Source organism: Flavihumibacter sp. UBA7668 (assembly GCF_002483205.1).
GTDB lineage: Bacteria > Bacteroidota > Bacteroidia > Chitinophagales > Chitinophagaceae > Flavihumibacter.
Genome location: NZ_DLHM01000005.1, coordinates 76,436 through 98,089 on the forward strand (window position 1 = coordinate 76,436; position 21,654 = coordinate 98,089).

Sequence of the window (21,654 nt, forward strand, 5' to 3'; positions counted from 1 at the left end):
ACATGAGTTATTTAAATTCAGATAAACTTCGTCAGGTTATTTTTTTATTGATGCTGCTCTTATTGGGCGGCATCCTTTTTTTTGAATTAAGAGCCTTTTTGCCGGCAGTTTTAGGGGCTTTTACTTTATTTATTCTGATGAACCGCTGGATGCGGGTCCTGGTTGTCAGAGGGTGGAAACCCGCGTTGGCAGCCTCGGCTTTGATGTTATTATCCTTTATGGTGATTGTACTCCCAATTGCAGGAGTTATCAGTATGCTGGTGAACCGGTTGAAAAAATCAGGGTTGCATCTGCAGCAAGCCATCGGTGCCATTGAAAAATTCATTCAAAACCTGGAGCAGCAAATTGGCTTTCAACTGATTAGTGAGCAGTCTTTGGAAAAATTAGGAGGGCTCGCAGCGCAGGAATTACCGCTTCTGCTGGGGGCTACTTTCAATACCCTTACTACCCTGATAGTCATGTATTTTATTCTGTATTTCATGCTGATGGGCGGCAGGACATCAGAATACAATATTTTTCAGTGGCTGCCTATGTCCAAAAAAAACCAGCATCAGTTGCAACAGCAAATCAATTCACTGGTGTTTTCCAATGCCATTGGGATTCCCCTGATTGCTGTAATTCAGGGCGTAATAGGATTGGGGGGATACTTAATAATGGGAGTGAAAGAACCCTTTCTCTGGTTTGCCATCACCTGTATCGGATCAATGATTCCGATTATTGGTGCCGCGATTGCCTATATTCCGCTGGCCATCATATTTTTTGCGGGCGGCGATACCTTAAGGGGGGTGGCCATGCTGATTTTTGGATTTGGTGTAATCGGCACCTCCGATAATGTTTTTCGTTTCTGGCTTCAAAAGAAAATAGGGGATGTACATCCGTTGATTACTGTTTTTGGAGTAATTCTTGGGATTGATCTGTTTGGTTTTATCGGACTGGTATTTGGTCCACTCCTTATTTCTGTTTTTATTTTACTGATCCGGATTTATCATTTAGAATTCGCGGAAGTAATTCCTGCTGAAAATGAATCCTTTACTGCTGATGAATCCCGGTGATAGGTTTGCCTGATGATGATTTTGGATTTATTTAGGATTTTGGGTAGAAATACGCACACTATTTGTTTATGGGTGCCCGTTAATACAATCCAAGCGTCCATGAACAATCTATTATCCAATCCTACCCTGAAAACAGCTGTATTCCTAACACTGTTTTCCCTGCATCTGATGGTCCCTGTAAATGTAACCACCAGTATGGCAGCCGGTTTTAAAAGCGCCGGTTCCATTGCTAATTTAACTGCCTGCATGCTGCCGTTGAGCCAGCAATTACCCGAAAAAAAGATTTTTTCCGCAAAAATTCCCCAGCCTAAAAAACTGGTAGCAGATGCTGTTTATACTGTAGCAGATTCTATTTATTCGGCACTTGGACTGGCACGGAAAGGCTTATCCCGTCCCGCTTTTCGATATGCGTGGAAAGGGTATAAGAACCTGCTCGATAAGGGCCGTGTTCGTCGATCCGATGTATTGTCTATTTGCGATTTCAGTCAGTCTTCCAAAAGGAAACGTCTCTATGTAATTGATCTGGAAGAGAAAAAGCTATTGATGCAAACCTTTGTGGCGCATGGAAGAAACTCGGGATCAGAATATGCCCGGAATTTTTCCAATCGTCCGGAATCACATCAGAGCAGTCTGGGTTTTTATGTAACCCGATCCACTTATTTTGGGGAACACGGATTGGCATTGAAGATTGATGGACTGGAAAGAGGAATAAATGATAAAGCGTCGGCCCGGAATATTGTGGTGCATGGTTCTGACTATGTGGGAACTGATTTTCTGAGATCCAATAAAATGAATGGAAGAAGTTTTGGTTGTCCGGCTGTTCCCAGAGAACAGGCTACCAAAATTATACATACTATTAAACAGGGCTCCTGCCTGTTTATTTATCATCCTTCAAAGAAATACCTGTCAAATTCAAAAATACTTAACGTTTAGCTTGGACATAGACAAAGGCTGGTTTGGACACCCCTAAGCAAGAGCTCAATCCGTAGATTGAGCTTTTCTTTTTATTTTCAGGGTAACCTAATCTGCTGTTTATGTCAAATACTGCAACCTGCCTGAATTGTCAGCTTACTTAAAAAGAAGAAGACATCTGTTGTAATCATTGTGGGCAATCGGGGGCTACGCCTCTATGGTCAGTTACTGAAATGCAAAGGATGTAAAAGCTGGGTGGGGGTTGTTCTGGCAAGTGTTGCTTCGATCGCTTCTATGAAAAAAAGTGATTATCCGATGACCACAATTGAAATTGCCATGGATACCAAACCAGTTAAGAATCCGGCTGCAAGATCCCTGGGCTCATGCTCGCCCAGAATTAGTCTAGCTGTTCCAACAAGTCCGCTTATGAAGAGGGCAATCATCAGGGGCAGGGTCATTGGGATTAAACTTGTCCATGCGAGGTAGATGAAAAATCCGGATAAAACGCCCATGGCGATTCCATGCAGGCTGATTTTGATAAAATTATTGGCAGTAAGGGCAATGATACTGGATACAAAACTGGCGCATAATACCTGTACCAGTTCAGTAGGATTATCGCCCTGGTTTTTTGCCACGTAAAAAATCCAGAAATAAAATACCATGGAGGCAATAATCGGGATGATACGTTCTTTCTGCGTCTTTAAGCGAACGCTGGTGGCAAAGCCTAATCGTTGTAAAAGAAACACGGTAAAGGCTGGAAAAAATGCTGTGCTCACAAATACCGATACCAGTTTGATTTTTTTATAAAGCTCCGTATCGCCCATAAATGCAAAGGGATGCAGAAAGAGTAAAAATGCCGTGATATAGGTTGGGATAAAAAGCGGATGAAACAGGATGGAAATAAGGTTAGCAAATGCCCTTAAGATCCAATTAGCTTTTGGTATGCTACCAGCCTCGAAATTAAGTTGATTCATTATAATTCCTTTCTGAGTCGCGCAACCGGGATATTTAGCTGTTCCCGGTATTTTGCTACCGTTCTGCGTGCAATGTTATAACCTTTTTCCTGTAATAATTCGGTTAATCGTTCATCGCTCAGGGGTTTGCGTTTGTGTTCACCTTCTACCAGATTACTGAGGATTTTTTTAACCTCACGGGTACTTACTTCTTCTCCGCTATCCGTACTTAGACTTTCGCTGAAGAAGAATTTCAGCCGATAGGTTCCGAATTCGGTTTGTACAAATTTGCTGTTGGCAACCCGGCTAACAGTAGAGATATCCAAACCGGTGCGTTCGGCGATATCTTTCAGGATCATTGGACGCATGGTTGTTTCATCGCCCGTCAGAAAAAATTCATATTGGTAATCCAGAATGGTTTGCATCGTCATCATCAGGGTTTGCTGACGTTGTTTGATGGCATCAATAAACCATTTGGCCGCATCAATTTTTTGTTTGATAAACATCACAGCCTCTTTCTGACGCTTGTCTTTTTTGGTTCCGCGATCGTATTCCTTCAGCATGTCGCGATAACCTTCACTGATTCTCAGATCGGGTGCATTTTTGCTGTTCAGGGTAATTTCAAGTTTGCCGCCTGTATTGTAAATGAAGAAATCGGGCACTACATAACTTTCTGCTTTATTTACTTCACCCACATTTCCACCGGGTTTTGGACTCAGCCGGATAATTTGCTGGATGATGAGTTTGAGTTCTTCATCATCGATATTGAGTCCACGCTGAATTTTATCGTAGTGTTTTTTGGTAAACTCATCGAAATAATTGGAAAGGATTTCAATAGCGCCATGTACGGCGGAGCCTTCATTTTTTTTACGTTCCAGTTGCAGCAGCAGGCATTCCTGAAGGTTGCGGGCAGCTACGCCAGCCGGATCAAAATGCTGGATAAGCAGGATTAATTCTTCTATTTCCTCTTCCGTGGCATCAATATTCTGGCGAAAGGCCAGATCATCCTGGATGGAGGCTGATTCTCTTCGGAGATAGCCGTCATCATCGATGCTGCCTACAATTTGTTCTGCAATTTTTCGCTTGCGATCGTCCAGAGTCAGCATGCCGAGCTGGTCAGCCAGCATATCATGAAGCGATGATTCAATTTTAAATGGGGTAACCTGCTTGTCGTCTAATTCAGGATAATTATCATCCCGGAGCCGGTAATCGCCGATATCATCATCACCTTCCGAAACATATTCACTGATATCAATATTATCATATTCTTCTTCAGACCCTTCTGATTCAAACTCTTCTTCGGTTGATTCGAATTCATCTCTGGGCTCTTCGAAATTATCATCGTCCATTTCATCGCCCTGTTCCAGTGCCGGGTTCTCTTCCAGTTCTTCCTTGATGCGTTCCTCCAGGTTGGCTGTAGGCACCTGCAGCAGTTTCATCAGCTGAATTTGCTGAGGAGAAAGCTTCTGAAGTAGTTTCTGTTGTAAACTTTGTCCTAATGCCATTCGTTATGTTCAGGGTTTATGCGCCTTTTTTTGAAAAGTCGCGCTATCCACAAAAATCAGGCCGTAAATTACGTAATTAGTTGCAGCACTTGTGAAAGGAATCCTTAAAATAATGATAATGCTCTTTATAGGGATGTCAGGATATACTGCGAAAGCCCAACAGGAGAAGCTTTTGCCGGTTTTAAAAAATTATGGCAGAATAGCTGTTCCAAGTCTTCAATCGGTGATGGAAATCAAAAAAACTCCTGATTTAAGGGGGTTCAAACAGCTGGATTTAACACATTGGCGGGGGGCTGGAATAATAGTACATGCACCGCCACGAGCTGTTTTTCTTCCGAATAATGTCCGGCTTGCGCCTGATTTTATTCTTCAGCAATGGGGGATTATATGTGTTGGGGAATATAGGTTCGAAAAAAAAACCGGGCTTCCGCTCCGGTTTCGATTAGGTTCACTGGATTATGTAAATCGCCTGGAAGGCAAATAGCTCAATAGTTTAGAAATCCGGGATTGGGCGCAATCCATTCCATGGATGGGATGGTGGCGGGCTGGCGATAATAATTGGTACGCAGACTATCATTCCAGCCATTCGGATTTTTCTCAAAACTTTTACTGCTGAAATAAATTACACCGTGCATATTTGGGGTGTTGCGCACCGCCTGGATCATTTTCGGCAACTGGTTGGGGTCTTTCCAGGCGGAATTGGACCCGGCCCGGTAAATTCCCAGGCCGATATAACAATGTTTGCCATAGGTATTTTTGCTCCACCAGTCAAGCAGTACTTCAAAGGGGGCTGCTTTATGACCGAATTCCCAATACAGTTGGGGGGCAACATAATCGATCCAGTCTTTCTCCAGCCATAAAAGAATATCCGCATAGAGGTCGTCATAATTGGTTTGTCCGGCTTTGGTAGCACTGCCTCGAGGATCCTGATCAGCGTTTCTCCACACACCAAAAGGAGAAATCCCAAATTTTACCCAGGGTTTTTCGGCTTTGATGGTGATGGACAGATGGCGAATAATGGAATCTACATTGCTTCTTCTCCAGGCATCGCGCGACATCCCTTCTCCGAAAACTTTAAAAGTTTTGTAATCAGGAAATTCTTTACCGGCAATGCGATAGGGGTAAAAATAGTCGTCAAAATGGACGCCATCTATCGGGTAACGCTTTACAAGATCGCGCACGATGTTTACCACAAACTGCTGTGCGTTTTTATTTCCCGGGTCAAAGTATTTTTTATCACCATAGGTTAGGAACCAGTCGGGGAAACGACGGGTAATATGATCCTGCGCGGTGATGGTGCTTTTTATATTAAATACGGCGCGATAGGGATTTAACCAGGCATGGAATTCCATTCCTCTTTTATGGGCTTCAGCAATCATGAATTGGAGGGGATCATAAAAAGGAACAGGAGGCTGACCCTGTTTTCCGGTAAGCCATTCGCTCCAGGGTTCATAGGAAGAGGGGTAAAGTGCATCGGCTGCCGGACGAACCTGTACAATAACTGCATTTAATCCGTTTTTTTGGTGCAGGTCCAGCAGTTGAATATATTCTTCCCGCTGTTTTTCCGGATTGATATTTCCTTTGGTAGGCCAATCAATATTCGCAACAGTGGCGATCCAGGCAGCTCTGAATTCCCGGGTTCCTGAATTATTACTTTCCGAGGGAGGGGGAATTGGTGCTGCAGGTTGCTGTGCATTGATAAAAATGGGAGCCAATAGGATTGCTATTGCCAATAGCAAGGAGTTGTTTAACTGCATGATATATTTTTCGGTTAATCCTGACTGTTGCGGAGCTTATCGAGTAGCTTATTTAATTCAACAGCCTCTTTTTCATTGAGATTTTGAAGCAGGCTTTCCCAGTCGCTTTCATGGGTATCCATTTCTGCCAGTAATGCCTGTCCTTTTTCTGAGATAGTTACGTCCACCAGTCTGCGGTCAGAGCTACAAACGACTTTGGAAACCAGTTCTTTTTTTACCAGGCGGTCTACGATTCTGGAGGTATCGCTCATTTTATCGAGCATTCGTTGTCTGATTTGCAGGGTGCTGAGCGGTTCTCCGGCGCCGCGCAGAATCCGGAGTATATTGAATTGCTGGGTAGTAAGATCGTATTGGTCCAGGTGCTTACGGGTATTTTCCATCAACCAGTTATAGGAATAAATCAGGTTAATCATAGCTTTTTGATGTTCATTCCTGAATTTCCGTTGATTGATGTCTTTATTAATACTCATAACAGATATGTTCAGTTTTAAAATTACAGTAAAATGAAATAAGTGATTTTCTAATCCTTATCCCCATACTCTGGTGCCTTCCGAACAGTTGGCGCAAATATCGATATTAGCCCGGCTTTTCAGCAATCCGGATCGGAATTTCTGATAGTTGGCGTCCTTCCAGATTTCATGGAAGGAGGCTTTTTTTAAATCTCCGAGCCGATGTTGTGCATCCTTATCAAAACAGCAGGGTACAACCAGGCCATCCCAGGTGATGACAGTTGCATGCCAGGCCCTCCAGCAATGATTCAGTAATTGATTGTTGAATGCATAGTTGCCGGATTTGTCTTTTTTATAACGACTGTATTTTTCGTTGGTTGGAATGAGTTGATTGGGATCATTGGCATAATCATATACCTGGGCTGTTTTCAGCCAGAGCGCATCTACTCCGATTTCTGCGGCAAGTGCTTTGGCATCTTCGATCTGGTGTTCATTTGGTTTTACCACCAGAAATTGAAACACTACAAATGGTTTGTTGCTACCCAGTTCTTTTTTTGCTTTTACAATATTGCGGGTTCCTTCCAGTACTTTTTCAAGTTTCCCTCCCACCCGGTATTGCTGATAAACCTCCTGAGAGGTTCCATCGATTGAGATTATCAGTCGGTCCAGACCACTCTCAACGGTTTTTTTGGCATTTGCTTCCGTGAGATAATGTGCGTTGGTGGAGGTAGCGGTATAAATTCCTTTATTGGAGGCATATTTGACCATCTCGAGGAATTCAGGGTTCAGATAGGGTTCGCCCTGAAAATAAAAGACCAGGTAGAACAGGTCTTTATAAAGCTGATCGATGGTATTTCGGAAAAAATTGCTCTGCAGCATGCCGGTTGGACGGGTAAATGCCCGAAGGCCACTGGGGCATTCAGGGCAGCGCAGATTGCAGGAGGTGGTCGGCTCTACGCTAATGGAGATAGGTACGCCCCATTGTACGGCTTTCCCGCTGTATTTGCTCAGGTAATAGCTGCTCAGCACTTTCACAGCATTCCATGCCCTGCGAACTGTCATCTTTCTGGCCAGGTTCAATGAATCTCGAAAATTAAACGGCATCCTCCAAAGATACACCCGTCGGGTAAACCCGACGGGTGATTTTAATTTACCCGACCGGTGCCACCGGTCGGGTGGCACCCGGCGGGTGAGGGAAATGCCTATTTTTGCGCGCGATGGCAAAGAAGAAAATGGGCCGGGAACCCGGACCGAAATATTTACTGGCAATATTGGCGATTGGATTAATTGGATTCCTGGGGTGGTGGTGGTTTACCAGCAGCGAACCGGATTTCGAACATTATGAAGATTTTGGAATCGAGATTCCCACCAATTTTCAGATTCATGGGATTGATGTATCGAAATACCAGCAGCGGATTAACTGGGAGGCGGTAAAAGCAATGCGGGCAGAGGATATCAAAATAGGCTTTGTATTTATAAAGGCTACAGAAGGATTGGGAAATATGGATCAGCAGTTTCGGCGTAATTGGGAAAATGCCGGAGAAGTTAGGATGCCAAGAGGAGCCTATCATTTTTTTTTAGCTCCCAAAAGTGGAGCCGAGCAGGCGGAGAATTTTATCCGCCGGGTGGAATTGGAGAAAGGAGATCTTCCTCCGGTGCTGGATGTTGAACAAACCTATGGGGTGTCAGGCGCCAAATTACGGGCTGGTGTAAAAGCATTTTTGGATCGTGTGGAGGCTCATTATGGAGTAAAACCCATCATCTATACCAATGTGGATTTTTACAATCGTCACCTGAAAGATGAGTTTGATGAGTATCCTTTATGGGTGGCACATTATCTGCAAAAGGATCGGCCAAGAATTGCTCGCAACTGGGCTTTCTGGCAATACAGCGAAACCGGACGGGTTACAGGGATTCGCGGTAAGGTTGATTTTAATGTATTCAATGGCGATTCAACAGATTTTCGCGACCTGTTGATAGAGTAGTAGCTTTGAAAAAACTGACTGTATGAGTGAAATGGAAAAAGATGCCCGTGATCTGCTGTATAAAACGCTGATGACCCTCTCCATTGGTGCTTTATGGATGTTGTTGAATATGACAATCGGCATTTATGCGGGATGGTTCTTTTTCGAAAACAGCCCCAAGCTCGGGAACTATATCTGTTATGTGTTTTTTCTGGGAAGCCTGGCCTGGGTCCTGCGGTATTTTTATAAACTGTGGAAGTGATTACTCCTCATACCTTCTCTTTCGCTGAGCCTTATATTTTGCATTTATAATTTCGGCCATCGGCTTTTCATACACCTTGCTTTCCACCCAGGAAATAATATCCAGATAGGCGAAGGCTCTTGTTTCAAAACGGCTTTTTTCGAGGTGTTTGATTTTGTGCAGGAATTTTTCCAGTTCCGGTTTCATTTTCCGGGGAGATACCCCAAAGGAGTGGCGAATAAAACGAAACATTTCCTCTTCCACAACGGTGAGATTTTTCATTTTCGCCATGAATCGATACACTGATTTAATCAGTGATTCTATAATTTCATCATTCCCCAATTCATAGTGAGCCAGCATATGCATGAGACGGGCATAACTTTGCAAATCTATCCGCAGATCAGCCGAAGTATCGTTGATTATTTTTTGTAAAAAATCGATACAGGTATTGTAGTCACCGCTTCCAAAATATAGCGTTGCAAGTTTGTAATTAAAAACAACAATTCGATGCGGATCCACGTAAAGCGCGTATTCATCCAGGTTGGCAATTACAGCATCCACCATTTTGAGTCCCTCTTTGAAGGTGCCAGTCATCAGGTGCCAGTTCAATTTGGCACTGTTGATATATATACTGGTATGAATTCTGAAATTGTCGTGCTGCTCAGCAATGGGGGTGTGTGAAAATGCTTCGAATTCCTTCAATACTTTTTCAAACTGCTGGAAATTTCTTAAGTCGAAATGTGCATTCAGCAGATTGTGCATACCTTTGATATAATGCCCGATTTCGACTTTTTTCATCACTTCATTCTGATCAAAAAGATCCAGCCATTTTTGTGCATATCGGTAATACATCAGAAAATCCTGACGGATAAACGCATACCAGGTATAACTCTGGTATAAATAAAGCCGTTCATAAAAATCGGTCAGCTGAAATGCATCTGAAGGCAATTGCTCTTTAAAGAATTCGCGAATACCAGTTTCATCTTTTTCATTTCTTGCATGTCCGTGTTTGGTATACCACCCATAAAGAAGGAGAGCAAGGTTGGATAAGCGGGTTACACGGTCTATATGACCACTGATTTCCAGGGCTTCCTGGGTCAGTTTTTCCGTTTTTTCCTGGATACTGCGGGTGATATGCAGGGTTTCAATTTTTTTCTCTAAGGATATTACCTGCGCCAGATAATTGAATTTTCCGTTGGCTTTAGCAATTTCCCGGGCTCTTTCCAGAATCTTGAGGGCCTGGTGTTTCAACCCTTTATTATAAAGGATACGGGCATTGTCCAATTGTTCCGACAATTGAAGTTCGAGGGTGTCTGTGCTTTTTAAATCACGTAAACTGGCCAGTAACTGCTTGTAAAGATGGGTTTTGGTATTATTCAACTGTGGCTTCTGGATGGATGGCAGTTTTTTTAGCAGAAGTCGCTCATCGTATTCAGTTAATTTGTCAAGCGAATCGAATAATTCCACAATTTTCAGGTCCTCTTTTGCCGAGCTGCGCTTGATATATAGTTTGAAATGCCGTTTTTCCGCCTTGTGAAGAGATTTTATTAATTGAAAAAGAGAGTCGGTAGATCTGTTGGACATCATTAACTATTTTTCTGCAAATCCTTGCTGGATAAGGGTTTAACTGCAAAAATATCCTTTTTGGAGTAATAAACCGGTTCAAATTTTGATTTTCAGGAAGAAAATTCCCGAGCTACTTTTACATCATCAAACGGGACAAAAGAAAACGACCCGGCTTCACATCGGAAAGCAAAAAAATGAGAAGCAATCGTTAGAGGGAAAAATGGCAAACAATCGTTAGAAGCAAAGCATCGCAGAGGTCGTTATCCCGAATCCTGAAAAGGAACAAAGAAAAGATTCGAAGATTTTTTTATATGGCAAGCAATCGTTAGAGGTCGACTGTTTCTACAGTGGACCTTCTTTTTTTATTTAGCGATGTGAAAATAGGGGACCTATTCCATATAACAAAGAAATTGGTTAAAATTTTTTAACAATCAGTTAATTTATCCCTTCCTTCCGCCTTTTATCACGTGAACCCCAGCCTTATATAATTTTTCTCCTTAAACCCGATTTTTTAGGCATATTGTATGTCTAAATAGTTTTCATGAGAAAAATTGCCTTCCTGATTCCGGCTGCGATGCTGTTAGCAACCGGATCAATAGCACAAAGAAAAGGTAAGAAAGCCCCTGCACCGGTAGCTGATACCACAAAAAAAGCACCCCCTGCACCCCCGGCTAAACCTACCGTAAAAGACAAAACAAAATCAAGTAAAAAACACGAAGGGTTGTTCACTTTGTATCAGGATACCGTTACTGGTTCCGTACAAATGTATATCCGCAAAGATCAACTGGGTAAGGAGTATCTCTACCAGAGCTTTTCAATGGGCGGACCAACTGCACTCTTTTTGCACCAGAATATGATCCGGGCTACATTCCCGTTTATGGTTGAAAAATCATTTGAAAAATTGGAATTCAAACAAATGAATACCAATTTTTACTATGATAAGAACAATGCTGTAAGCAAAGCTGAAAATGTAGACGTAAGCGATGCGGTTATCATTGCAGAAAAAGTAGTGGTTGAAGACAGCCTCGGTTACCTGATTGCGGCTGACGGATTGTTGCTCGGTGATAAACTCGATCCGGTTAAACCAATGATGCCACCCGGTTTACCTCCTGGTGCTGTATTTAACCTGGGCGGTTTGAACCCGGGTAAATCCAAATACGGTATCGTTCGTTCATTCCCGAATAATACCGATGTGTTGGTTGAATTGGCATACGATAATCCAATGCCATTTAATGGGGGCGGAAAAGATATAACTGATGCCCGCTATGTTCGCGTGAAAATGCAGCATTCCTTCCTCGAATTACCAAAAAATGATTTCCGCGCACGTCGGGATGATCCAAGAATTGGTTATTTCGGTAGCGAAGTGGATGATCTTACTTCACTTTCTCCAACTCCATATAAAGACATTATCAATCGCTGGAACCTGGTTAAAAAAGATCCCAATGCGGCTATCAGTGAGCCGGTAGAACCAATTGTTTGGTGGATTGAAAACACCACACCTGTTGAGCTTCGTCCGGTAATCAAAGAAGCCGGTGAAAAATGGAACGAAGCATTTGAAGCTGCGGGATTCAAAAACGCAGTGGTAATGAAAATGATGCCCGATGATGCCGATTGGGATCCTGCTGATATCCGTTACAATGTGATTCGCTGGGTAAGCTCTGCCAATCCGCCTTATGGAGCTATCGGACCAAGTTTTACCAATCCGCGTACCGGACAAATTCTGGGAGCTGATATCACCGTAGAATGGAGATCAGGTGCCGGTGCTGTTATTCAGGATGATCTTTTCAATGCAGGTATGAGTTCTTCTGTTAGTCTGCCTTGGGAAAATCCGGAAGCAGCCATCGAAGCTACACATAACTATAGCAGTTTTGCTGTTCATGGTATGAAACAACACCTTAATTGCGCCATTGCGCAGGAATTAAGTATGCAATTTCAAACAGGGATCGCTACTATTGCCACTCTGGATGAAGAAGAGCGTCAGACTGCTGAAGTAAAAGAATTACACAAGCAGTTTTTGTATTACCTGATTCTGCATGAGATGGGTCATACCATGGGCCTGAACCACAATATGAAGGCAAGTCAGATGCTGAGTCCAACAGAAGTACATGACCAGTCCATTACCCGCAAAATTGGTTTGCAGGGTTCTGTAATGGATTATCCATCATTGAACGTAAACAGCAATCGCGCCAAACAGGGCGATTATTATACAACCAAGGTGGGTCCCTATGATATTTGGGCTATCCAATATGGTTATACCCAATTATCTGCAGCAGAGGAAGAAGCTGAACTGAAAAAAATCCTCTCCCGCAGCACCGATCCTCAACTCACTTTCGGTAATGATGCCGATGATATGAGAGCTCCTGGTAAAGCAATTGATCCAAGAGTGATGGTGAATGATATGAGTAATGATATGGTAGCTTATGCGGAAGAACGCCTGAAACTGGTAAATACCATGATGCCCAAACTGCAGGCTCGTTTCGCCAAACCGGGTCAGAGTTATGCTGAGCTTCGCGGACGCTACTATCAGTTAATGGGCCAACGGGCACAAATGGTGAATTCCGTGAGCAGATATATTGGCGGGGTTTATGTAGATCGTAGTTTTTCCGGACAAAAAACCAATACCAAACCATTTACGCCGGTACCTGTTGCGTATCAGAAGAAAGCAATGGCTTTGCTGAACACCTATCTGTTTGCACCGAATGCTTTCGCTGCAGATGCCAGTCTCTTCCCTTACCTGCAAATGCAACGTCGTGGATTTGGCTTCTTTAATGGCACAGAAGATGTGAAGCCGTCGAATACCATTGCAAGTGTTCAACTAAATACACTGGCGCATATCCTGCATCCGGTTACACTTACCCGGATCAATAACAGCGGACTTTATGGCAATACCTACAGCGTTGCGGAAGTTATGGGTGATTTATCCAAGTCCATCTTCCAGGCCGACCTGAATGGTAGCGTAAACCTCTACCGCCAGAACCTGCAAACAGAGTTTGTAAAAGGAGCTGCAGCTATTGTTGATGCGAAGGTTGGTTACGATAATGCTTCCAAAGCAGCTGCACTTCATACACTGAAGAAAGTAAAAGCTATGCTGGCTGGCGCCACCAGTAGCGATGAGCAAACCAGGGCACACCGTAATAACCTGGTTTTCCTTATTGATCAGGCAATTACAGTTAAGTAATTAAGTTTTATAGATTGAGTTGAGGCGGACCGGATTTTCCGGTCCGCCTTTTTAATAGGTTCCACTTAGTTAAAATGGATGGTATTCATGAAAATTTTCCATTCGTCGAAAAATGCAGTCGGATAAAGGGTTTCATACACTAAAGCTGCCTTACAGCCGTTTTGGAGCATAGAAAATCCCTACCCATGAAACGTATTCTAGCGGTTCTGGCAATTGCCGCAACAGGACTTGGAGCCTGCGAAAAAATAGACAAGCTTACCCAGTTTACGGTAACAGATCGTACCGAATTAAAGATTGAAGCGGGTGCAGCAACCCTGCTTCCCTATGATATTTATACGCCCCCTGTTTATTCTGAAGCGAGCCGCGAATTATCTGTCAATAATTCCAAAGCAGAGATGCTGGAGTCAGTAACCCTGCAGGAATTCAGGATGGTAATTTCGAATCCCTATGGTCGCAGCTGGGATTTTCTGAAAGACATCGAAGTGTATATAGATGCTGATCAATTGCCTGAAAAAAGAATTGCTTTTGAAACGGATCTTACAGATTACATCAATGGTGTTCTTGTACTTAAAACAGAAGATGTTCAATTGGCCGATTACCTTAAAAAAGGTACGTATATCATCAAAACAAGATTAACTACGGATAAAATCATTACAGATGATTTAGACGTCAGTATAACAACAAAATTTGCAGTTGATGCAAAAGTCCTGGGTTTATAACCCGGGATTTTTTTTGGACTGTCTGAAATACTGAAGCAATATAGTCAGCAATAAAATACCGATTCCGATTGCTGCTGTTCTTGCCATGATAAAAATGTCTCCCTGCTTGAAATAAATGCCATACAATGCCCAACAAATTACCAGCGGGTAGGCTTTATCTTTCCACCTGAATAAAAACAGCAACCCCAGTGCTACGGCTACCAGCATCATTACAACGGCCCAGTTAATTGGAGAAAGAAATCCTCCTTCCCAACCCGACGACACCAGTACAGCAGTCGTATTGGCAATGGTGGCAACACTAATCCATCCCAGATATACACTGAAAGGAACCTGAAGGAAAAAATAAGCGGTACCGGATAAGGATGATTTATAAAGAGTAAGTTTCTGATAAATAAGTATAAGGGTTATCAGAAAGAGCAGCATAACTACCAGTGATAAGCGAATTTGCAAATAATGCCATAAAAAAATCCAGGAGCAATTGATGATACAGGTGAGTAGAAATAAGTTCAATAATCCGGGTAAGAGTTGCCTGATTTTAGTATTCGCCTGATTAGAAAAGGCAAACCAGATTGCGTATCCGCAAAAACTAAAAAGCAGCAGGTAAATGGCCGACCAGATGCTGAAAGTAAAACCTGCCGGCACAAAATAATTCGGGTACAAATCTGAAATGGCTCCTGTGCTCATTTGATTGATGGGTAATAATACTGCAAGTGAATTCACTATGATTACACCGGCCATCGCAAGTAAGGCGGCAATCGATCTGGTTTTAAGTTGGTCAGCCATACGGTTTTTTGTTAGTTTCTAAGATACTGCAACAACCAGACCCGTGCTTGGTTGATTTATCATATCCAAAATTTTGGTTAGATTTCAGAATAAACCCAAACCCATGTCGCCACGGGACTATATTCTGCCTTATTATACACTGGTGCATCACCTGCAACAAACAGTGGGGGCTAACCGGGAAGAATTGATGACCGCTTTGCATTCTGCCGGCTGCGATCTGAGTCTGCGCAGTTTTCAGCGCTTACTGGAATCACTCCGGGCTGATTTGGGTATTCAAATTTCTTATGATGCCGCTTCCAATAAATATTTACTGGATGAAATGCCGGTAATTCAACTGGGGAATTTTTTCCGCTACTGCAAATGGATGCTGGAAGCCGGATTTGTATTGGATCAACTAAAAGCGAGATCCGGGGAAGACAGTACCATTTTTATTTCGCCCGCTGAAGGAACCGCCGGAGCGGAATGGTTGCCATTATTGGCGAAGGGCATCGAAGTCAGCCATCTCCTGCGAATTTCCATCCGACAGAATAAGGGGGAAGAAAATAAATCCTATACAATTTTGCCTGTTGCACTTAAAAAAGAAGAGGAAGACTGGATTCTGCTGGCCTGGCATCCCAAAAAAGAAAAATGGCGCCAGATTGCAGTTGGGCGAATTTTGGAATTGCAGGAAAAAGCACCGGGTACTGATATTTATCCTCCTCAGTCCAGGGATGCCATTCGTCAATTCCATCTAAATGGCAAGTCTTCCAAAAAATAGGATCCTTCATTTTCTGTGAATTTAGAAGCAGTATCTGGTGATATGGAGGTGAGTTTCCAGGTAAGAATCCTTGAATTTCGTGAGGTAATCTGGCTATATGTACACAAATCGATTTATTTTCTCCATCGCCATAATAATTGGATTGGCTGCCTGTTCAGGAAATACCAAACTCGTTGAAAAAATTCCGGAACCTGCACCCTATGGTGTTTTACCTGCTGAGCGGCAGTTACGCTGGCAGGAATTGGAATCCTATGTACTGGTTCATTTTACACCAACTACTTTTGAAAATAAAGAGTGGGGCTATGGTGATGCTGATCCGTCCAGTTTCAATCCCTCTGCTTTTGATGCGAGCCAAATTGTTCAAGCTGCAGCAGCCGGTGGCTTCAAAGGATTGATCCTGGTAGCCAAACACCATGATGGATTTGCACTCTGGCCAACCAAAACCACTTCCTACAATATCAGTAAAAGTCCCTGGAAAAATGGTGGGGGAGATATGGTTAAAGAGTTTGAAACGGCCACCAGAAAAATGGGACTGCAGTTTGGCGTGTATTGCTCACCCTGGGACCGGAATTTCCCGGCCTATGGTTCTTTTGAATATGTGAAAGCATTTCGGGAACAACTGCGCGAATTATATTCTAATTACGGTCAATTATTTATCACCTGGTTTGATGGGGCCAATGGCGGAGACGGCTATTATGGCGGTGCCCGGGAAAAACGGAATATCGATCGGACTACCTATTATGGATGGGATACGACCTGGAATATGGTTCGTGAACTCCAGCCTGGCGCGGTTATCTTTAATGATATGGGAGATGTGCGCTGGGTAGGAAATGAGGAAGGACATGCTGCCGAAACTTCCTGGGCTACCTTTACCCCGCAACCACTGGATGGCAAAACAGTTGCTGCTCCCGGGGAACTGAAATACTGGCTATCGCCGGAAGGAACCAGGAACGGCGAATTCTGGAAGCCTGCAGAATGTGATGTGCCCCTGCGGCCGGGATGGTTTTATCATCCCGAACAGGATCACCGGGTGAAAACACCTGCCCAGCTTTTTGATCTGTATTTCAAAAGTGTGGGAAGAGGTGCTGCTTTGGATCTTGGACTATCTCCTGACCGGAGAGGTTTGTTGCATGCTAATGATGTGGAATCCTTAAGCAAATTCGGGGCATTATTGAAAGAAACCTTTGCAACTAATCTGGCTTCTAAAGCAGAACTGAAAGTTAGTAATATTCGTGGAAATGCTGCTTCGAAATTTGGTCCGAAAATGTTGGTGGATGAGGATCGGTATTCCTATTGGGCTACGGATGATAGCGTTTCGAAAGCAGAAATTTTATTGGAATGGAAGGAGCCTGTCAAATTTAATATTGTTCGGATTCGGGAGAATATAAAACTGGGGCAACGGATTGAACGAATCGCCATTGATGTGAGTGAAAATGGAAACTGGAAAGAATTGGCTACGGCTACCAGTATCGGTGCCAATCGCCTGGTACGGTTACCCTTTTTTGTTACGGCAAAACAGTTGCGGATAAGAATTTTGCAATCTCCTGTTTGTCTGGCGATAAGCGATCTTGCTGTATTCAAAGAACCCGATCAGTTACCTGGTGTTTCGTATGAAATGAAGAAAGCACCGGACGCACTTGATAAAAGCGCATGGAAACTTGTTTCGGTTTCGGCAGAGAGTAAACTGCCTGCGGGTGCTGCCCTTCATGCCTTTGATAATGATCCCTCTACTATTTGGCATACCTGGAACAATGAAAAAGAAATGATGCCACCGCCGCAGGAAATTGTTATCGATATGGGCGGGGTTCAAACCATTAAAGCATTTACCTATTTACCAAGAGTGGGCGGTTCCTGGGGAGTGGTGGGTCAATATGAATGGCAGGTGAGTGTTGATGGAAAATCCTGGTCCACTGCCGCTACTGGTGAATTTTCCAATATTAAGGCCAATCCGATTGAGCAGGTGGTATCGCTCCCAGCGCCCATTAAATGCCGCTACTTCCGTTTCATCGGCAAATCCAGCGTAGAGGACAACTATATTTCCGCCGCCGAACTCGGTGCGCTCTGATTTTCACCGGTCGGGTGCCACCGGTCGGGTGCCACCCGACCGGTGAAAATGTGTTAAAACTTCGGTAAAGGGTAGGGGCGGAGTGTGAAAAAAATCGGGTGGAATCATCTCATCCGAAAACCACCATCATGCCAACCCGCTTAATTAAAACCAGCCTCCTGGCAGGAGCGCTGCTCTTATGCTCCGGAATTATTTATACAGCTGTCAGTAAAAACAAGCCGCATTCAGATCCGTTTTCTCCACATCCATCCAGGAAAATTCAGGTTGCCATCTTATTGGATGTGAGTAATAGTATGGACGGGCTCATTTCTCAGGCCAAGGCCCAACTCTGGAATATGGTCAGCATTTTAGGCAAATCCAGTTGTGATGGCTATACACCAAAAATCGAAATCGCCTTGTATGAATATGGCCGTTCCTCAAATAAGCCTTCCGCTGGTTATGTTGAACAGATAACTCCATTTACCACAGATCTGGATGAAGTATCGCGTCAGTTATTCCGGCTTTCCACAATGGGTGGTGATGAATATTGCGGACAGGTAATGTATAATTCCTTAAATGAACTTAAATGGGAAGATGGTCCCGATCATTATAAGGTCATTTTTATTGCGGGAAATGAAGATTTTCTGCAGGGCAACCTTCCTTTTACTAAAGCCTGTTCTATTGCAAAACAAAAGAAGGTAGTAGTTAATACAATTTATTGTGGTGATCGAATGCAGGGAATGCAGGAACACTGGAATCTTGGAGCTGAATGTGGTAATGGCAGCTTTACCCATATTAACTCCGATGCAGCTATTGATATGGTTGCCACTCCATATGATGATCGTTTATTTGAACTGAACAAGCAGCTGAATAATACCTATATCGGATACGGTGCATTGGGACGCGAAAGCAAGGCCAAGCAGGAAGAAGCCGATGTTCAGAATTATTCCATGAGTAAGGAAGTGGCAGCAGACAGGGTAGCCGTAAAAGGAAAGAAGTCATTATATAAAAACACGCAATGGGATCTGGTTGATGCCCAGGAAGCTGATCCCCAGTTTTACAACAAGGTCGACAAAGCAACACTGCCGGAAATGCTAAAAAACAAATCAAGAGCTGAAATCAAAATCTATATTGATGAACAAACGGCCAAACGCAATCAGATCCGGAAAGAATTGGAATCTGTTCAGCTGAATCGTGAAAAATTCATAACTGCAGAAAAAACCAAAAAATCCGGCAAATCAGATCCAACCCTTGCCACTGAAATTGAAAAAATTATCCGCGATCAGGCCCGCCGCACCGGAATCCTGATCCAATAACCATACTGGCCACCCGTCGGGTGGCCATTTCTATGTAACTTGCAGGCTTGCCGCTGGAGTACCTGAACGCCAAAACCAGGGCAGTACGAATTTGATGACGCAAGAATATTTGAACGGATTAAATGAACAGCAACGAGAGGCTGTTTTACATAAAGACGGCCCATTGATGATTGTAGCAGGGGCAGGTAGTGGAAAAACCAAAGTGCTGACAACAAGAATCGCCCACCTGATGGCGCATTATCGGATCGATGCGTTTAATATCCTCGCCCTCACATTTACCAATAAGGCGGCCAAGGAAATGAAAGAGCGGATCGAAAAAATCCTTGGCAATTCAGATGCAAGAAATTTGTATGTAGGTACTTTTCACTCTGTTTTTGCACGAATATTAAGGAGTGAAGCACATCATCTTGGCTATCCGAACTCCTTCACCATTTACGATACGGACGATGCGAAAAGTGTGGTAAAAACTGTGATCAATGAATTGAATCTGGACGATAAGCTGTATAAACCGAACATTGTTTACAATCGCATCAGTTCTGCTAAAAATGCGCTGGTTGGTCCGGGTGAGTATGCACAGGATTATTATATCCAGCAGGAAGATAATCGGTCCAATCGTCCGGCTATTGCTCAGATTTATGCTGCCTATGCCAAACGTTGTTTCAAGAATGGTGCAATGGATTTTGATGATCTGCTAATGAAGATGTACGATTTGCTGAAAAATTTTCCGGAGTCTCTGCATAAATACCAGCATAAGTTTAAGTATATACTGATTGATGAGTATCAGGATACCAATCCGGCTCAGTATGAAATCATTAAATTGCTTGGCGCCGCCTATGAAAATGTGTGTGTGGTAGGCGATGATGCACAATCCATTTATTCTTTCCGGGGTGCAACCATTCAGAATATTCTGCAATTCCAGAAGGACTATGATGATGTGAAAGTGATCAAACTGGAACAGAATTACCGCAGTACCAAAAGCATTCTGAATGTTGCCAATGAGGTAATCAATAACAATAAGGGTCAAATTCCAAAAGAGCTCTGGACCGAAAATGGCGAGGGCGAAAAAATCAGACTGGTTCGCACCATGAGTGATAATGAAGAAGGGAAATTTGTTGCGGATACCATTCAGGAACAAAAATTGCGGAATCATTTCAGCAATCGTGATTTTGCCATTTTATATCGCACCAATGCACAAAGCCGGGCATTTGAAGAAAGCCTGCGTCGGATGGGCATCGCCTACACAATGTATGGAGGTGTGAGTTTTTATGCCCGTAAGGAAATCAAGGATTTTGTGGGTTACCTGCGTCTGATTGTTAATACCCGGGATGAAGAAGCATTGAAACGGGTTATCAATTATCCCGTTCGGGGAATTGGAAAAACAACCATTGATAAAGTGATGGTGATAGCGAATACCAACAATATCACCATGTGGGAAGTGCTTGAAAATGCAGCAAAGGCCGGATTTAAGGCAGGCACGCTGGAAGCCATCGAACAATTTGTGATGATGATCAAAGGCTGCCAGAGTATGCTGACTGGTAAAAACGCCTACGATGTAGCCTTTCATGTAGGTAAACAGGCCAATATTGTGAAAGAGCTTTTCAATGATAAAACAGTGGAAGGGCTTCAGCGATATGAAAACGTGCAGGAATTATTGAACTCCATCAAAGAGTTTACAGAAACACCCAGTAATGATGAAGGTGAAGTGGGCGATAAAGGTCTGGCTGCCTACCTGCAACAAATTACCCTGCTAACGGATGCGGATGAAAAAGATCCCAATGCAGATACAGTGAAGCTGATGACCATTCACGCAGCAAAAGGCCTGGAGTTTCCTGTTGTATTTGCAGCCGGATTGGAAGAAATGCTTTTCCCCAATGCGATGAGCATCAATACCCGCGAGGAACTTGAAGAAGAGCGCCGGTTGTTTTATGTGGTTATCACCCGGGCAAAACAAAAACTCTGGATCACATATGCCAATACCCGGTATAAATTCGGACAACTGCAACAGAATGAACCCAGTCGGTTTATTGATGAAATCCCTCAGCAATACCTCGATCGCACTTTTGCCGGAGGCGGCATGCGTAACCAGGGCACAGGGTTTCAACAGAGTAGTGCATTTGACAGAATGCGCGGGTTTGGTGCAAGTGAACAGGCTGAAAAAATCTACGGACCGCCACCTGCAAAAAGGAAGGATACCGTGCCAGCCTATGTGCCCCCGAAAACTGTGCCTAAAGTTGTGGAGCATATTCCAAGCGCAGATTTTATTCCAAGTGATACAACCAATCTGCAGGCCGGACAAAAAGTGGAGCACCAGAAATTCGGATTCGGAAAAGTATTGAAAATGGAGGGAAGCTCACATAATCCCATCGCTACTGTTCAATTTGAAAACAATGGCGAAAAAAAGATCATGTTGAATTATGCCAAATTGCGGATCATAGAATAACGGATCATAAAACGGCTC

General features: G+C 43.4%; 18 protein-coding genes. 11 read left to right on the forward strand and 7 right to left on the reverse strand.

Annotated features, from left to right (window positions below; translation table 11 throughout):
• The first annotated feature begins 2 nt into the window (after positions 1–2).
• Complete coding sequence (locus B2746_RS12375) at positions 3–1,052, forward strand: AI-2E family transporter (protein WP_290794260.1); 1,050 nt, start codon at positions 3–5, stop codon at positions 1,050–1,052.
• Between the two features lie 99 nt (positions 1,053–1,151).
• Positions 1,152–1,985: a murein L,D-transpeptidase catalytic domain family protein gene (locus B2746_RS12380; protein ID WP_290794263.1), complete on the forward strand. Its 834-nt coding sequence runs from the start codon at positions 1,152–1,154 to the stop codon at positions 1,983–1,985.
• 287 nt (positions 1,986–2,272) lie between these two features.
• Here B2746_RS12380 and B2746_RS12385 read toward each other — a convergent pair whose 3' ends face one another.
• Both B2746_RS12385 and rpoN read right to left on the reverse strand, forming a co-directional pair.
• Positions 2,273–2,938 (reverse strand): hypothetical protein, encoded by a 666-nt coding sequence (locus B2746_RS12385; RefSeq protein WP_290794266.1) that lies wholly within the window; start codon positions 2,936–2,938, stop codon positions 2,273–2,275.
• Positions 2,938–4,422, reverse strand: coding sequence for an RNA polymerase factor sigma-54 (gene rpoN / locus B2746_RS12390; protein WP_290794269.1), 1,485 nt, complete (start codon positions 4,420–4,422; stop codon positions 2,938–2,940). The genes B2746_RS12385 and rpoN overlap by 1 nt, the downstream gene beginning before the upstream one ends.
• A 118-nt stretch (positions 4,423–4,540) precedes the next feature.
• On the opposite strand from rpoN, the gene B2746_RS12395 reads away from it, so the two are divergent.
• Positions 4,541–4,906 (forward strand): hypothetical protein, encoded by a 366-nt coding sequence (locus B2746_RS12395; RefSeq protein ID WP_290794272.1) that lies wholly within the window; start codon positions 4,541–4,543, stop codon positions 4,904–4,906.
• A 1-nt stretch (position 4,907) separates the two neighbouring features.
• Here the strand turns inward: B2746_RS12395 and B2746_RS12400 are convergent, their stop codons facing one another.
• The 3 genes from B2746_RS12400 to B2746_RS12410 are packed head-to-tail and all read right to left on the reverse strand — an operon-like array spanning position 4,908 to position 7,690.
• Entirely contained in the window at positions 4,908–6,179 is a 1,272-nt protein-coding gene (locus tag B2746_RS12400; protein WP_290794274.1) for a glycoside hydrolase family 10 protein, read from the reverse strand.
• Positions 6,180–6,193: 14 nt separating this feature from the next.
• Complete coding sequence (locus B2746_RS12405) at positions 6,194–6,649, reverse strand: MarR family winged helix-turn-helix transcriptional regulator (RefSeq protein ID WP_290794276.1); 456 nt, start codon at positions 6,647–6,649, stop codon at positions 6,194–6,196.
• Between the two features lie 57 nt (positions 6,650–6,706).
• Positions 6,707–7,690 carry an SPASM domain-containing protein gene (locus tag B2746_RS12410; RefSeq protein WP_290794279.1) on the reverse strand — a complete coding sequence of 328 codons (984 nt, stop codon included), beginning with the start codon at positions 7,688–7,690 and terminating at the stop codon, positions 6,707–6,709.
• Positions 7,691–7,845: 155 nt separating this feature from the next.
• Here B2746_RS12410 and B2746_RS12415 point away from each other — a divergent pair, with 155 nt between their 5' ends.
• Positions 7,846–8,613, forward strand: coding sequence for a glycoside hydrolase family 25 protein (locus B2746_RS12415; protein ID WP_290794282.1), 768 nt, complete (start codon positions 7,846–7,848; stop codon positions 8,611–8,613).
• A gap of 22 nt (positions 8,614–8,635) precedes the next feature.
• Positions 8,636–8,854 carry a hypothetical protein gene (locus tag B2746_RS12420; protein WP_290794285.1) on the forward strand — a complete coding sequence of 73 codons (219 nt, stop codon included), beginning with the start codon at positions 8,636–8,638 and terminating at the stop codon, positions 8,852–8,854.
• Here B2746_RS12420 and B2746_RS12425 read toward each other — a convergent pair whose 3' ends face one another.
• On the reverse strand, positions 8,855–10,417 hold the full coding sequence (locus tag B2746_RS12425; RefSeq protein ID WP_290794287.1) for a hypothetical protein: 1,563 nt from the start codon (positions 10,415–10,417) through the stop codon (positions 8,855–8,857).
• A 523-nt stretch (positions 10,418–10,940) separates the two neighbouring features.
• On the opposite strand from B2746_RS12425, the gene B2746_RS12430 reads away from it, so the two are divergent.
• Together B2746_RS12430 and B2746_RS12435 are read left to right on the forward strand one after the other, a co-directional pair.
• Entirely contained in the window at positions 10,941–13,577 is a 2,637-nt protein-coding gene (locus B2746_RS12430; RefSeq protein ID WP_290794290.1) for a zinc-dependent metalloprotease, read from the forward strand.
• A gap of 185 nt (positions 13,578–13,762) precedes the next feature.
• Positions 13,763–14,296, forward strand: a complete 534-nt coding sequence (locus B2746_RS12435; RefSeq protein ID WP_290794293.1) for a hypothetical protein — start codon at positions 13,763–13,765, stop codon at positions 14,294–14,296.
• On the opposite strand, the gene B2746_RS12440 is transcribed toward B2746_RS12435, so the two are convergent.
• A complete protein-coding gene (locus B2746_RS12440) occupies positions 14,291–15,079 on the reverse strand; it encodes a hypothetical protein (RefSeq protein ID WP_290794295.1) in 789 nt (262 codons plus the stop codon). The genes B2746_RS12435 and B2746_RS12440 overlap by 6 nt on opposite strands.
• 103 nt (positions 15,080–15,182) lie before the next feature.
• Between B2746_RS12440 and B2746_RS12445 the strand changes: the two genes are divergently transcribed.
• The 4 genes from B2746_RS12445 (at position 15,183) to B2746_RS12460 (ending at position 21,636) form a co-directional block, all read left to right on the forward strand.
• Positions 15,183–15,836: a WYL domain-containing protein gene (locus B2746_RS12445; RefSeq protein ID WP_290794298.1), complete on the forward strand. Its 654-nt coding sequence runs from the start codon at positions 15,183–15,185 to the stop codon at positions 15,834–15,836.
• A 97-nt stretch (positions 15,837–15,933) separates the two neighbouring features.
• Positions 15,934–17,901 (forward strand): alpha-L-fucosidase, encoded by a 1,968-nt coding sequence (locus tag B2746_RS12450; RefSeq protein ID WP_290794301.1) that lies wholly within the window; start codon positions 15,934–15,936, stop codon positions 17,899–17,901.
• A gap of 128 nt (positions 17,902–18,029) precedes the next feature.
• The gene (locus B2746_RS12455) at positions 18,030–19,196 is read left to right on the forward strand and encodes a vWA domain-containing protein (protein ID WP_290794303.1); all 1,167 of its coding nucleotides are present in this window, start codon (positions 18,030–18,032) and stop codon (positions 19,194–19,196) included.
• Positions 19,197–19,290: 94 nt separating this feature from the next.
• The gene (locus B2746_RS12460) at positions 19,291–21,636 is read left to right on the forward strand and encodes an ATP-dependent helicase (RefSeq protein WP_290794306.1); all 2,346 of its coding nucleotides are present in this window, start codon (positions 19,291–19,293) and stop codon (positions 21,634–21,636) included.
• Positions 21,637–21,654 lie beyond the last annotated feature (18 nt).